The sequence below is a fragment of the Chloracidobacterium sp. D genome, assembly GCF_018304685.1.
Lineage (GTDB): Bacteria > Acidobacteriota > Blastocatellia > Chloracidobacteriales > Chloracidobacteriaceae > Chloracidobacterium > Chloracidobacterium thermophilum.
In genome coordinates this window covers 712,532-726,987 of the sequence record NZ_CP072634.1, presented here as the reverse complement: position 1 = coordinate 726,987, position 14,456 = coordinate 712,532, and the positions used below count along the sequence as shown (strand labels likewise).

Below are 14,456 nucleotides of genomic sequence, written 5' to 3'. Positions count from 1 at the left end.
CATTTCCGCCAACTTCCAACTTCGCCATGGGTATCCGCGTTCTGGAAGCCGGGCTGTACACCACGGTTCAGGATGCCGGGCGGAGTGGGCAACGACGCTGGGGCATCGGGCGCAGCGGCGCACTCGACGGACTGGCAGCTTCCCTGCTCAACATCCTGCTGGGAAACCCATTGGAAGCGGCCCTGCTGGAAATGCACTTTCCGGGGCCGCGCCTGCGTTTTGAGCAGGCGACGGTCATGGCCATTGGCGGCGCGGACTTTGCCCCGACACTTGACGGACGACCACTCGCCAACTGGCAGCGTCATGTCGTCCAGCCCGGACAGGAACTTGCCTTTCGCCAACCCCGCCGTGGACGCTGGGCCTACCTGGCCGTTGCCGGTGGCTTGGCTACTCCCCGCTGGCTGGGCAGCGCCAGCATGAACCCCTTTGCCGGACTGGACGGCCTCCTTGGACGACCGCTGCGGGCCGGAGATGAAATTCCGCTGTCTCCCGGTCTTCCAACACCGGCGGCGGGACTGGCGCTGGCGCATCGGGTCCGGCCGGAGTACGTCACCGACGACACCCGGCCGCTTCGCGTCCTGCCCGGCGCGGAATTCCACGCCCTTGACCCGGACAGTCAGGCGGCGCTGTTTGATGAAGCCATGACGATTGGCGCGGACTCCAACCGCATGGCGACGCGGCTGGAAGGCGTCTGCCTGCGTCTGGCGTACCCTGTGGAACTGGTATCTTCGGCCGTTGCCTGCGGGAGCATCCAGCTCCCACCCGATGGCCGCCCGGTGGTGTTGCTGGCCGACGCCCAGACCATCGGCGGCTATCCGCGTGTGGCGCACATCATCACGGCTGACCTGCCGGACTTCGTTCAGCGCCGGCCCGGTCAACCCGTCCGCTTCCAGCCAACGACAATTGTGGAAGCCGAGCGCGCCGCAGCTACGCAACGTCAACGGCTCAGACAACTGGCAACCGCCGTCGCCCTTACCGACACAGCCAGAACAGTCCCAGAACGATGAGATGGGACGGCCACAGCACAGCCGCCACGCGCCACTGCCAGCGAATGACGGCGTAGTTGTCCGGCAGACCGTAGAGTCCGACCGGCAGCAGGTTGAAGTTGGCCGCCATGGGCGTGCAGAGCGTGCCGCAACTGCCGGCCGTCAGCCCCAGTATGGCCACCAGTGCCGGGTCCAGCCCAAACGGTGCGACGACCAGCGGGACACCGATGCCGGTTGTGATGACAGAAAACGCCGCAAAGGAATTGCCAACCAGCGCCGTAAAGAGCGTCATGCCGAGAAAATAGGCGACGGCTGCCCCTGGCAGGCTGCCCGGCGGCACGATCCGCTGCACCCCGTCGGCCAGCAGCGTTCCCACGCCGGCCGCCGTAAAGAGCAATCCAAGGGATGCCAGCAGTTGGGGCAACAGATGCAGCGGACCGATGTCCTCGGTCAACTGCCGTCCGGCGGCCAGCGCCGTCGGCCACGAAAAACGTCCAACGACAAGCGCCACGCCGACGGCAACGAGGCCCCCCAGCGCCAGCCCGACCACCGCGCCCCGCCCGACTTCGCCGCCGGCCAGCGCCGTCAGGCCGGCCAGCACGAACGTGACCGTGGGAATCGTCAGTACCGGCCACAGGGCACGCCAGCCCGGTGCAGAAGGTTCACCGGACGGTGCGGGCGTCGCCTGCGTACGCACGCCGCCCACCGCCTCAACCACCACCAGCCCGACGACGAGCAGCCCGGCCACCCAGTGCGGAAGCCACGCGCCAAACCCAAACAGCAACCCCAGCGTGAACCAGTAGGCTGCCGCCAGCATCCGCCGGGCGCGGCGACAGTCACAGGCAATCTGTACGGCGTAGCCCCACAGCAGCGCACCGATAAGCGCAAAGGCCGTTTCCAGGGTGGCCGGATGACCCACCAGCCGGGCCAGAATGGATGTCCCCTCAGCCATGGCGGGTATCCTGCGGCGCAGTGGCGTGGTCAGCCGTCTCGTCAGGTCGTTGCCCAAGCTGCCGCTCCAGCCATACGAACTGCACGGCCGCCACGCCAAGCGACACCGCCACAATGGGAATCGCGTACAGTGCCAGACGGACGACATCCACCGGATACCCGGCGCCCTTCATCACCCCGGCCACGAGCAGACAGCCAGCCGAGGCCGGAAACAGGTTCTGGCCGAAAAAGTTGCCGTAGTTTTCGGCTGCCGCGACCGCCGCCTTGGCCGTCCCTTCACCGGCCGGCGACGGCAGTACGGCCGTGGCCATCGGCGCGACAATCGGCCGCCCGAAGGTGACGTGCCCCTGCAGGCGCAGCCCCAACGCACCCATCGCCACCCGCGCCATCTGAAAACCGATGAGCAGCCGCGCCAGGGAAACGCCCGTCAGCCGTCCCATCAGACGCCCCATGGTCGTGTGCAGCCCCAGGCGTTCGGCCAGACCGACCGCCGGCAGCGTCAACAGGTAGAGCGTGATGACGCGGTTTTCAACAAAAGCCTTGCCCAGGGTATCCAGCATGCCCGGCTGCGTCTGATGGCCCACCAGCGGCATCCCGGCCAGCCAGGCCGTCAGACATCCCGCGCCCAGCACGACGGGCCCCGTCGGCCACCGCCGCGCCAGACCGATGACCAGCACGCCCACACCGAGCAGTTTCCAAACCGGCCAGCCAAGCCAGGTTTCCATTGGGTCACTTCTCCACCCGTTCAGGGCCCATTCAGGGATAGAGACGCGTCAGGGCAATCCCCGTGTAAAAATGCTTCAGAATCTGCTCGTGGGTGTAGCCTTCCACCGCCAGCCCGTAAGCTCCGACCTGACACATCCCGACGCCATGCCCCCAGCCGCGTCCGATGAACCGGACGCCTGTCAGCCGCCCGTCAGCATCCCGTTCGTGCAGGATGACGAAGAGATTTTCCCGGACGCCAAGCGCCGAACGTATCCTGAGACCGGTCAGGGTGCTGGTCCCGGCTGCGCCGACGACCTGGAGACGCGCCACCCGCCCCGAATCGCCACGCGCCAGCGGCTTCAGCTCCCGGATGTCGCCCACATTGACGCCAGCTTTGGAAAGCTGCACCTGAAGTTCAGCCGGGGAAAGCCGTACTTCCCACCACGAAAACGGCGAAGTCCGGTCGCCGGTGGCACCGTTGCGCACCGGCGAAACTTCGAGATAGCGCACCCGACCATCCTGATCGGCATACAGGCACACGGTCTCGCCGCCGATGATTTCGACCCGCTCGACTGGCAGGCATTCCCCGCCAAAGGTACGGAACAGGTAGGCGTCCGGCGCGACCGTCCAGCGCTGCTCATCCTTTCCCTTGCCCAGGCGTACCGTCAGCGCCGTGCCGTCGTAGGGTCGCGCCGTGCCGCTCTGGAGCGCCGGGATGCCCCGCGCCAGCAGTGACCGGGCCAGCAGACCGAGGGCGATGCCACGGGTCAGCGGCCGCCCGGCATTCAGCAGCGCCGTCGGGCGCAGGATGTCTTCACGTACCAGGTAGGCCAGCGCCGGCCGTACCTCTGGCGGGAAACGTTCGGCTTCCGTGCCCAGCCAGTAGCGGGCATCTTCCGGCGTGACCAGACGGGCGGGCGACTCCGCGCCATAGAGCGCCGCCAGCAACGCCGGCACAAAGCCCTCCAGCCGTAGCACCGTCCCCGTGGGACGCTCACTCTGCCCGGCCGTCGCCAGTCGCGCCGCCCGGTTGAGCCAGAGCGTCACTTCGCGCGCCGTTGCCGGAGAGGTGAAGTATGCCGCGCCGGGCCGTTCCGGCAGGGTGAAACCGAGCACGCGCAGCAGGGCCCAGTCCCGTGCCAGCAGCCGCACCTCCGGGTCCTGCCAGTGCTCGACACTCTGGCTGGAAACGATCCACCGCCCGGCCCGCACCTGGGGAAGAGGAGCAACCAGTACGCTTTTCAGGTACGGCTGCGGCGCGCCAAAGACGTACTCGGAGCTTTCCGTACGCCCGCCGGAAGTGGAAGTGTAGAGGGCATCTATCAGTTCGCCGTGGTAGGTGGCCACGATGCCGCGTGTTTCCAGCACCGCGCGGTCTGACAGCGGATGCTCCGAACCCTGCCCACGATAGACCTGCGAAGCCGCCGTCGGCAGCAGGTCATAGCCTTCGGCGGCATACTTGCCGCGATTTTTCAGGGCATAGGTGCGGGCAGCAATCGCCTGGGCCTTGAGGGCTTCGAGGTTGGAAAACACCGTCGGCGACAGTTCATTGGGAACGACGCCGCGCAGGTAGGCTTCCAGCGGCACGACGTTGACGACGGTCAGGCGTCCGCGCCGGTTGAGAAAGACCTCGATGCGTCCCCGGTAGGACTGGCCCGAAAATCTGAGCGGCGCGCGTTCTTCCTCCAGAGCCGTGAAGGTGCAGCGTTGTGCGCCGCGCAGCAGGGAGCTTCCGCCTTCGGCCGTCACACCCAGGCGCGGAAGAGAAGCGCCCGAAGCCGCGTCGCGGGTGATGACCGGACGGCGAAACCCGGCGTTGACCACACTCACCATGAGCGCCTCGGCGTCTTCCGGCGCGGCACAGTCCCCGACAACGACGACATACGCCTGCTCACGCGCGTCGTAGCGCGTCGTTACCGGCCCGGCGACCTGCTCACGTAACCGGACAACCGCCGCGGTGGCCGCTTCCCGGGACCGGAACGACGCGACTTCAACGCGGTAACGCTCCGACCCGCTGCCCGGCGCAGGGCGGGTCCCGACTTCGAGCTGCACCGTGGCCTTTCCGGCCGTGATGGGCAGCACGTCATCAGACGGCTCCCCGGTGGAACAGGTCATGGGCCCTTCACAGGTTACGGTGGCGAAGTCGGCGTTCGTGGTCAGCGCAATGCGGATTTCCGGCTCGGCGATGCCGGCAGCGGACCCGGCGGGGATACCGACCCGCCGGGGGCGCGTCACCTGCCCCGGCGCGGACAGCGGTCCTGACAGATACGCGCCGAGAAGCGCCACCAGCGCCAACCATGCCACCTGGCGACAAAACACACGCAGCATTTCCAAAACAGCAGCAATGGAAACCAACAACCCTGGAAAACGGTGAGACAGACTGTTGTAGCACGGTCTGATGCGGGACTGCACGTGCACGTGCGCCACAGGAATGGGGAATGGAAAATGGGGAATGGGGAATGAAGGGTTCCTCTCCGCGGCTCTGCGTGAGGTCAGTCGTCAGCCTGATTCCCGTCTGAGCAGGACAAGGGCAGTCCGGCAGAACGGCCAAAGCGCAGACTAAGCCGGAAAGACAGCGTCAATGGCGGAGGTGACCTCGGCCACCGTCACCCGGCGGATACATTCCGGTTCCGGGAAGGCATGACAGACCGGCCCGGCGCACGGGACACATGGCAACCGGTGACGCACCACCCGGTGCGGGACGTTCGTCCACGGCGACCAGACGGTTTCATTCGACGAACCGAAAATGACCACGAGCGGGCGCTCAAAAGCAGCCGCAATGTGGGCCGGGCCGCTGTCGTTGCCCACGAAAAAGGCACAACCGGCAATGAGCGCCATGGTTTCGGAAAGCGGCAGGTCCGTGAAAAACAGCGCCCGGTGGGCCGCCGGCAGGGCACGGCGGACGGCTTCGGCCACCGGCTCCTCTCCCGGCCCAACCACAATGACCGGCTGCAACCCACGCTGTGCCAGATAGTTCACAATGTCGGCGAAATGCGTTGCCGCCCACTGCTTGCTCTGAAAAGCCGCCGCCGGGTGAATGACGGCGTAGGGGCCGGAAACACCGGCCCGGCGCAGCCTGGCCGTAACGGCCGCGCGGGCCTGGGGCGCGCAGTAGAGCTTCGTCCGCGGAAGCGGCGACGGCACGGGCACACCGACGAGCTTCAGCAGGCCGAGCTGCTGCTCGACGCAGTGAATCGTGGCCTTCTGCCAGATTTCGGTTGGGGCAGGGGCCACGTGCGTCAGCAGCCAGCGCGTGTTGGGCAGTGCGTAGCCAACCCGCCGGGGGATACCGGCCAGCCGCATCAGCCAGGCGGCGGTTGTGCCGCCGTGCAGGTTGAAACCCATGTCGAAGTTCCCAGCCCGCAGCCGCCGAATGACCCCAAGGCGCATCTCCAGGCCGGCGATGCCGCGCCGGGCGCGCGGTATCACAAGCAGTTCATCCACCAGTGGATGCGGTTCGAGCAGCGGCGCCGAAAGCGGTTCCGTCACCACGGCAATGGGCAGGTCCGGCCGCCACGCCTTCAGGGCACTCAATACCGGCGTCATCAGCACCGTGTCGCCGATTGAGCGCAGACGGAACAGAACCGGGCGGTCAAAAGGTACAGGCATCACGGTTGGCGGCACTGGCGGTTGGGTTGTAGCTTTGTCCGTACCGTCCCGTGTTGACGGGAAGCCGATTTCGAGAGGTAGGCATGAACATCCTATCGGGCTGGATAAAGCCGTGGCACAACGCCACGCCACAGCCACGCCACATGACATCCGGGACACATCCCGACACCGGGCTTTATGACAAGCCTCGGGTCAGGTGGCAACTGGTGCTGGCGCTGGCGTTTGTCGTTGCCGGCGGATTGGCCGGCAACTGGACAGTGCCGGCCCAGCCGCAGGACACCGCGCCCCGCCTCCGGCCGCAGGATTTCGTCACGGAGCAGACTATTGCTGGCGTCAAAACCCTCATCAAGCGGCGTCCGGGCAGTCAGACCGTGGCGGTCGGACTGTTCTTTGCCGGTGGTGCCAGCAACATCACGCCAGTGCAAGCCGGTATTGAGGCACTGACGCTGGCAACGGCCACCGAGGCGAGCCGCCGTTTCCCCCGCGCCCTTCTGCGCCGGGAAACGGCGCGCCTGGGCTGTAGTCTGAGCTACCTTGTGACGTACGATTACTCGGCGCTCACCCTGGCCAGCACCCGCCAGACCTTTGAGCAGAGCTGGAAACTCTTTGCCGATGTCGTCCGCCATCCGCGTTTCGAGGCAGAGGATGTCGCGCTGACGCGCGAGCGGCTGCTGGCTTCCCTGCTCGATGATGAAGACGATCCCGATGCCCTGTTGCAGAAAACCCAGGCCAAAGCCGTGTACCGCCAGCATCCCTACGCGGCGACGCCAACCGGGACGCCGGAAGCCCTGGCACGTCTCAGCGTGGCGGATGTGCGCGCCCATTATGCCCGGCTTCTGACGACGAAACGGATGCTGCTCGTCGTCGTGGGCGATGTTGCGCCTGAGCGCATTGCCACCGAGGCCACCCGGCTGTTTGTCGGGCTGCCGGCCGGAACGCCTCCGAAACCGCTGCCGCCCCTGTCCTGGGCAGAAGCGGATGTGACCATCGTCAACCGTTCCATGCCGACCGACTACGTGCAGGGCGTCTATGCGGCCCCGCCCCTCACCGCGCCGGACTTTCCGGCGCTGCGCCTGGCAGCGGCCGTTCTGCGGGACCGGATTTTTGAAGAAGTGCGCGTCAAGCGGAACCTCTCCTATGCGCCGACGGCCTTTCTGACGGCCCAGGGGGCCAACCTGGGCGGCATCTATGTCTCTTCGGTGTCCGCCCCGCAGGCGGTGGAAGTGATGCTGAAGGAAATCGAACGGCTCAAAACGGAACTTGTCGAGCCGGCCGAGTTGCGCGCTACCGTGGCGCAATTTCTCACCACGACCTATCTGGCTGAAGAAACCAACAGCGGACAGGTGGCGGCCCTGGCGCTGTACGAACTGGTGGGCGGCGGGTGGCGACAGAACTTCACCTCACTGGACCGGCTGCAGGCCGTCACGCCGGAGCAGGTGCGGGCGGCGGCCCGGAAGTACATGGGCAACCTGCGGTTTGTCATCATCGGGGACGAAGCCCGGACGCGCCGGCTGCGTGATAGACTCACCGTTCCGGGGCCGGGCGACTGAAACCGGACAGCGTTTCCTTCCGCATTCGGGGCGCCAGCCCTTGCCCTTTTATTGCAGTTGTTTATACTGAACGACTTATTTTGGGCGCACAGACAGGCGAAGCATGACAAGGGACGCCTTCTACACGCCCGACGGCACAGGACGGTGAGACGGCGGCTGGATTCGGTCGTCCTCACGACTTCAGCACCGAGGGACCAGGGCTTGGACATTGCCGAAACCATCGAACGCCTTGTGACGCAGGGTGGGTTCGAGTTGGTCGTTTGTGAGATGAAAAAGCTCGGACGCCGGCATCTTTTGCGCGTCGTGGTGGACCATCCCAACGGCATTACCCTTGACCACTGTGCGGCATTGAGTCGGCGTATCGGCGACCATCTCGACGCGGTGGATGCCGTGCCAACCGCTTACACCCTGGAAGTTTCCTCGCCAGGCGTCGAACGTGGGCTGTACCGGCTGGCCGACTACCAACGGTTCACCGGCCATCGCGTGCGACTGCGGACAACGGTGGCGCTCAACGGCAGGCGGCAGTTTCGCGGACGGATTGCTGCCGTCCGCACTGAGGAAGGGCCGGTCATCATCCTGCGCAACGAGGCTGGTGTGGAAACCCCCATTGCGTTTTCCGATATTGCCCAGGCCCAACTCGAAGTCACGGCAGAAGACCTCTTTCGCGTGGCGGAAGCAAAACGTGCCGCACGTGAACGGGAGCGCGAAAAAGATGCGGCGGATACCAGACCGTAGTGGTGTCCAGACGGAGGCAAGCAAGCTATGTCCATACTGTCAGAGCAGATTCAGGCTATCAGCCGGGACAAAAACATTGACCCACGCATCATCATCGAGGCCCTGCAGGATGCAGTGACGGCCGCGGCGCGGCGGCACTTCAAGTCGAATGAAAACCTCGTGGCTATTTACAGCGAGGAAAGCCACCGCATGGAACTCTACGCCGCCAAGCGTGTGACTGATGTCGTCGTCTGCCCGGAAACGGAAGTCTCCCTTGAAGAAGCCCTTCAGGCTGACGCCTCGGCAGAAATTGGCGATGTGCTTTACGAGCCACGGCAGGACCGCTTCGAGGAACTCGGCCGCATCGCCGCGCAAACCGCCAAACAAATCATCATCCAGAAGGTGCGGGAAGCCGAACGCGAAAACATCTACAACGAATACATCGGGCGTGTGGGGGAGATTGTCCACGGCGTCGTCAAACGCTTTGAGCGGGGCAACATCATCCTTGACATCGGGCGCACGGAGGCCCTGCTGCCCCGCTCCGAACAGTCGCCGGCGGAAAACTTCAGCCAGAACGACCGGGTACGGGTCGTCATCACCCAGGTGACGAAAGATGCCAAGGGTCCGCAGGTTCACGTTTCGCGCACCAGTCCCGAACTGCTCAAGCGGCTGTTTGAGATGGAAGTCCCTGAAATCTACGACGGAACTGTGACCATCAAGGCGGCGGCACGGGAACCGGGCGAGCGGGCAAAGGTGGGCGTGGCCTCGAATGACCCGGATGTGGACCCGGTGGGCGCCTGTGTCGGGATGAAGGGTTCGCGCGTACAGGCCGTCATCCGGGAGCTGCGCGGTGAAAAAATTGACATCATTCCGTGGTCGGAGGACCCGGTGGTGTTTGCCGCCAACGCCCTCTCTCCGGCCAAGGTGAGCCGTGTCCAGATTACCGATTTCACCAACCAGCGCCTTGAAGTCATTGTTGAGGAATCGCAGCTCAGTCTGGCCATCGGCAAACGGGGGCAGAACGTCCGGCTGGCCTCCAAACTCGTGGGGTGGAACATTGACATCCGCAGCGATGCCGAAATGAAACGCGAAGTGGCCAGCCAGTTCCAGTCCCTGCTTTCGCGGCCGGATGTTCCGCTGACCGATTTGGCGGCTCTCAATCCGGCCTATGCCCAGTATCTGAAGAAAGCTGGCATTGCCACCCTTGAAGAGCTGGCCGATGCCAATGTCAACGATGTGGCCAGCATCCTGGACATCAGCTTCGATGAAGCCGTGGCACTGATTGAGCAGGCCCGACAACTCCTGCCAGCCACAGGGACAAACGAAGAAGCCGCATCGGAAACGGCGGCAGAAGAAGCCGCACCGGAGCTTGCAGCCGGGGCGGAAGCGACACCGGAGGACACGGCCGAGGTGTCGCTCCAGTCCGGGGGCACGGCTGACGCACCAACCGCAACGGACACGGAAGCAGCTCCGGCCGCAGCGGCGCCGGGCCATCCGGCGACAGACGCCATCGCGCCAGAGGGTGAGCCGGAGCCTCAGCCGGGCGCCTGAGTCTCCGCGGCCGGCGGACTGGAACCAGTGTTGGAAAGGGAGGGTAGGGAACGCGCATGACGACGAAAATCAGGATTTACGAGCTCGCCAAGGAACTCAAGGTGGACAGCAAGCGGATCATCGAAGACCTTCAGCGGATTGGCGTCAGTGGCGGCTATGTCCCGTCCAGCAGCATTGATCAGGCGGTTGCCAACCGGATACGTGAACGCTACAACCCCAACCGTGCCTCCACGGCCAACACGCCTCCGCCGGCCCCAAAGCTCCGCAAGTTACCGCCAGGAACCATTCTGCCCAATGTTTTATCCTCTTCAGTGCCAACCACCGAGCCGGCTGCTCCAGCTCTCTCCCAACCGGTCACAAGTGCTACCAGTGTTCGGCTCGTCAAGAAAACGCCCGAAACCGACTTGCTGGCGGAGAAACAGGCGCACGAAACAGCACCGACGGTCTCAGCAGGAACCTCATCGGCGGTCTCGCCGGCAAAGGCTTCAGAATCCACGTTGCGCGTCGTCACCCTTTCCACTCCATCCGTGAAACCAGTTCCAGCGGCGGAAACGACCACCGATGCAACACCACCAGCGACATCCCAGACTGCAGAACTGAAAGCCATAGAGGCGCAACCCACCACGAGCATCAGACCTATTCCTGTGCCTTCATCGCCACCCACGGCGCAGCCGGTCAATGGCGGTGGCACAGCCGCGAAGGCAGCCACGCCAGTCACGCCCGCAGCCCCAACCCAGCCCGTGATTCGGCAATTTACGGTTCCAACGACGCGGACACCTTCGCCAGCCCGTCCACCGGTTGTAGAGCCGTCTGCCTACCCACAGAAAAGCGGGGGACAGGCTCGCCCGCCGGAGACGCGCTCGGACTCCCGCGAAGAGCGCCCGCTGCACTCCTCTCTAAATCGCGGGGTCTCCTCCGTGGAAACGCCATCAACGGTGACACGTACGTATGTTCCACCCGCATCACCGGACCGCTCCCGGGACGGACGTGGACGGCGCAACTTCAAAGAGCACACGGAGACACTCCGCAAACGTGAGTTTGAAAAGAAACTTGTGCGTCCCGAACGCGCGCCCGCCGTTGTGGCCAAACCCAAGCCTGTCTTTACGGAATTCAAACCGATTACCGTCGTTGAGGGAACCACCGTCAAGGAGTTGGCCGAGAAGATAGAGGTCAAGCCCAAGGACATCATGGCCGCGCTGCTTGCCAAAGGTATCCTGGCGACTATCAACCAGCCTCTTTCCGAAGAGGCTATGCGCGAAGTCGCCCGTGAGTTTGGTTATGAGGTCACGGTACGCAGCCTCGAAGAAATCATCAATGACCAGCAGGATACCCTGGCCATTGAGACCGATGCTTTGGATGACATCGAGCCGCGCGCGCCGGTCGTGGCGGTGATGGGTCACGTTGACCACGGCAAGACCAGCCTTCTCGATGCCATCCGCAACACACGAGTGGCGGCCGGTGAAGCCGGTGGGATTACCCAGCACATTGGGGCGTACAGCGTCGAGGTTCCCGACCCGGACAATCGGGAAAAACTGCGCCGCATCGTCTTTCTGGACACGCCCGGTCACGAAGCCTTCACGATGATGCGGGCACGCGGAGCCAAAGGCGCGGATGTTGCCGTCATTGTCGTGGCCGCCGATGATGGCGTGATGCCGCAGACCATCGAAGCCATTGATCACGCCCGGGCTGCCAAAGTGCCCATTGTTGTGGCCATCAACAAGATTGACAAACCCCAGGCCAACGTCGAGCGCGTCAAAAAGGAACTGTCCGACATCGGTCTCATCTGTGAAGAGTGGGGCGGCGACACCGTCATGGTCGAGATTTCCGCCAAGCACCGGCGCAACCTCGATACCCTGCTCGAAATGATCCTGCTCACAAGCGACCTTCTCGACCTCAAGGCCCCCACCAAACGGCTGGCCTCGGGCGTCGTTCTCGAAGCGCGCCTTGACAAAGGGCGTGGCCCCGTCGCCTCGGTGCTGGTTCAACAGGGGACGCTCAAAGTGGGCGATCCGTTCATTGTCGGCCTGCACTTCGGGCGCGTCCGTGCCCTGATTGATGATCGCGGGCGGTCACTGACGGAAGCCGGGCCTTCAGTTCCGGTTGAAGTGCTCGGCCTGGAGGGCGTCCCCAAAGCCGGCGATCTGTTTCAGGTGGTGGATGATGCCGCCCGCGCTCAGGAACTGGCCAACTACCGGCAGTCCAAAGCCCGCATGGCGCAGTTGATGAGCAGTGCGGCGCGCGGGCTGGAAGACATGTACCAGCAAATGAAGAGCGGACAGCTCAAGGAACTGCTCGTCATTCTCAAGGCCGATGTGCAGGGATCGGTGGAAGCCCTGCGTGAAATTCTCCACAAGCTCTCCAACGAGAAAGTCAGCATCCGTGTCATTCGGGCCGATGTGGGTGCGATCACAGAATCGGATGTGATGCTGGCCGCAGCCTCGAACGACATGTCGCACGTCTGCATCATTATCGGCTTCAACGTCCGCCCGGCCCCGCGCGTGGCTGAACTGGCCAAACAGGAGCGGGTGGACATCCGCCTGCACAGCGTCATCTACAAGGTCGAAGAAGAAGTGCGCAAGGCCATGATCGGCATGCTCGATCCGCTCACCAAGGAAATCGAGCTTGGGCGGGCGGAAGTGCGCAAAGTGGTGAAGGTTCCCAAAGTGGGCAACATCGCCGGCTGCGCGGTGCTGGAGGGGGTGGTCAAACGCGCTGCCAAAGTGCGTCTGGTCCGGGATTCGGTCGTGGTTTATGAAGGCGAGATTGCCTCGCTGCGCCGGTTCAAGGACGATGTCTCCGAAGTCAAGGCCGGATTTGAATGCGGGATCGGACTTGACCATTTTTCGGACATCAAGGAAGGCGACATTATCGAGTGCTACACGCTCGAAAAATACGCTGCGGAACTCTAAGCCCAAGGAGTCAGGCCCCCAACGATGCGACGCCGTGCGAGCCACCGTTCGAGACCGGGAAACCACCGCCGCGAACGCCTGTGCGAAGCTTTCCGTCTGGAAATCAACGAGATTGTGCGCTTTGAGCTGGACGATGAGCGCGTGGACCCGGTCGTGGTGCACCACGTGGCCCTCAATGCCGCTGGGACGGCCGCGCGGGTCTATGTCAGTGGCGACGGCGGACGGGAAAGCAACCTGGCGCTGACGGTCCGTGTCCTGAACGAGGCCACGGACTTCATCCGGCAGGCCCTGGGGCAGCACTTGGGACTGCACCGGGTGCCGACCCTGCATTTCGTACTCGACAAAACCCTGCTTTCCGCGTCCCGGATTGAGGCCATTCTGGACGAAGAGCGTCCCCGTCTGGAGGCGGCTGATGCCCCCAGCCCCTGACCGATGCGGGTGCGCTCTGACGCAGGTTGTCTTGGTTGGATTCCCTATGTACGGAGTTGAAGCCCTATGCTCAGTCAGGTGGTCGAACTCATCGAGTCGAAGCACCGCTTTCTGATCACCGGCCATGCCCGTCCCGACGGTGACAGCACCGGTTCCTCACTGGCACTTTACTGGGGGCTACGTGCATTGCACAAAGATGTCGTCGTGGTGATGCGCGACCCGATTCCACCGGCCTATCAGGAGTTACCCGGCGCAGGGGAAGTGCAGGTTCGCCCGGCAATTGACGAACAATACGACGCGGCATTTGTCATCGAATGCAGCGATCTGGACCGTCCGGGTCTGCCGGGACTCGAAAAGCAGTTCATTGTCAACATTGACCACCACACCACGACTGCCCTGTTCGGGCACATCAACTGGATTGACGCCACAGCCGCCGCTGTGGGCGAAATGATCTACAACCTCTGCAAGGCCCTGGGGATCAACATCAACCAACCGATTGCGGAGTGTGTCTATGCAGCGTTGCTGTCGGACACCGGCTCATTCCACTACGCCAACACCACCGAACGCACCTTCAAAATTGCCTCCGAGTTGGTACGGCGCGGGGCGCGTCCGGCACATGTGGCCCGGGCCCTGTACGAGTCCCACTCCTTCGGCAAAATCAAACTGCTGGGCAGTGTCCTGTCCACGCTGCAACGGGATGAAAGCGGGCGGGTGGCTTGGGTGACGATGACCCGTGAGATGATGGAAGCCGCCGAGGCCACCGAAGATGACCTCGAAGGTATTGTCAATCACCCGCTTTCCATCCGGGATGTCGAAGCCGCCGTGTTCTTCAAGGAAATTCATCCGGGGCAGTTCCGCATCAGCCTGCGCTCCAAAGGCAACGTGGATGTGTCGAAAATTGCGGAACGTTTCGGTGGCGGCGGACACAAATACGCCTCCGGGTGCACTGTCATCGGCACTCAGGACAGCGTTGCGAACCGCGTGTTATCTTCGTTGCAGTCGGAGCTTGGAACGACCTCCAGAGCCGCCGACTGAGAGCCTCGCCCCATACC

At 64.0% G+C, this 14,456-nt stretch carries 11 protein-coding genes; 7 read left to right on the top strand and 4 right to left on the bottom strand.

Annotated features, from left to right (window positions below; all coding sequences use genetic code 11):
- Positions 1–26 precede the first annotated feature (26 nt).
- A complete protein-coding gene (locus J8C01_RS03100; RefSeq protein WP_211432341.1) occupies positions 27–1,007 on the top strand; it encodes a 5-oxoprolinase subunit C family protein in 981 nt (326 codons plus the stop codon).
- On the opposite strand, the gene J8C01_RS03095 is transcribed toward J8C01_RS03100, so the two are convergent.
- The 4 genes from J8C01_RS03095 to J8C01_RS03080 all read right to left on the bottom strand — a co-directional run bounded on the left by J8C01_RS03095 (position 973) and on the right by J8C01_RS03080 (position 6,251).
- Positions 973–1,938: a 5-oxoproline transporter, DUF979 family subunit gene (locus tag J8C01_RS03095; protein WP_211432340.1), complete on the bottom strand. Its 966-nt coding sequence runs from the start codon at positions 1,936–1,938 to the stop codon at positions 973–975. The two genes, J8C01_RS03100 and J8C01_RS03095, sit on opposite strands and share 35 nt — an antisense overlap.
- Entirely contained in the window at positions 1,931–2,662 is a 732-nt protein-coding gene (locus tag J8C01_RS03090; RefSeq protein WP_211432339.1) for a 5-oxoproline transporter, DUF969 family subunit, read from the bottom strand. The genes J8C01_RS03095 and J8C01_RS03090 overlap by 8 nt, the downstream gene beginning before the upstream one ends.
- A gap of 31 nt (positions 2,663–2,693) precedes the next feature.
- The gene (locus J8C01_RS03085; protein WP_211432338.1) at positions 2,694–4,970 is read right to left on the bottom strand and encodes a SpoIID/LytB domain-containing protein; all 2,277 of its coding nucleotides are present in this window, start codon (positions 4,968–4,970) and stop codon (positions 2,694–2,696) included.
- 231 nt (positions 4,971–5,201) lie between these two features.
- On the bottom strand, positions 5,202–6,251 hold the full coding sequence (locus J8C01_RS03080) for a glycosyltransferase family 9 protein (protein ID WP_249355484.1): 1,050 nt from the start codon (positions 6,249–6,251) through the stop codon (positions 5,202–5,204).
- A gap of 83 nt (positions 6,252–6,334) precedes the next feature.
- Here J8C01_RS03080 and J8C01_RS03075 point away from each other — a divergent pair, with 83 nt between their 5' ends.
- The 6 genes from J8C01_RS03075 (at position 6,335) to J8C01_RS03050 (ending at position 14,439) form a co-directional block, all read left to right on the top strand.
- Positions 6,335–7,801 (top strand): M16 family metallopeptidase, encoded by a 1,467-nt coding sequence (locus tag J8C01_RS03075; protein WP_211432336.1) that lies wholly within the window; start codon positions 6,335–6,337, stop codon positions 7,799–7,801.
- Positions 7,802–8,002: 201 nt separating this feature from the next.
- Positions 8,003–8,536, top strand: a complete 534-nt coding sequence (gene rimP / locus J8C01_RS03070) for a ribosome maturation factor RimP (RefSeq protein WP_211432335.1) — start codon at positions 8,003–8,005, stop codon at positions 8,534–8,536.
- A gap of 27 nt (positions 8,537–8,563) precedes the next feature.
- A complete protein-coding gene (gene nusA / locus J8C01_RS03065) occupies positions 8,564–10,066 on the top strand; it encodes a transcription termination factor NusA (RefSeq protein WP_211432334.1) in 1,503 nt (500 codons plus the stop codon).
- Between the two features lie 56 nt (positions 10,067–10,122).
- Positions 10,123–12,975 carry a translation initiation factor IF-2 gene (gene infB / locus J8C01_RS03060; RefSeq protein ID WP_211432333.1) on the top strand — a complete coding sequence of 951 codons (2,853 nt, stop codon included), beginning with the start codon at positions 10,123–10,125 and terminating at the stop codon, positions 12,973–12,975.
- Positions 12,976–12,999: 24 nt separating this feature from the next.
- Positions 13,000–13,404, top strand: a complete 405-nt coding sequence (gene rbfA, locus J8C01_RS03055; protein WP_211432332.1) for a 30S ribosome-binding factor RbfA — start codon at positions 13,000–13,002, stop codon at positions 13,402–13,404.
- Between the two features lie 66 nt (positions 13,405–13,470).
- Positions 13,471–14,439, top strand: a complete 969-nt coding sequence (locus J8C01_RS03050; RefSeq protein ID WP_211432331.1) for a DHH family phosphoesterase — start codon at positions 13,471–13,473, stop codon at positions 14,437–14,439.
- Positions 14,440–14,456: the final 17 nt, after the last annotated feature.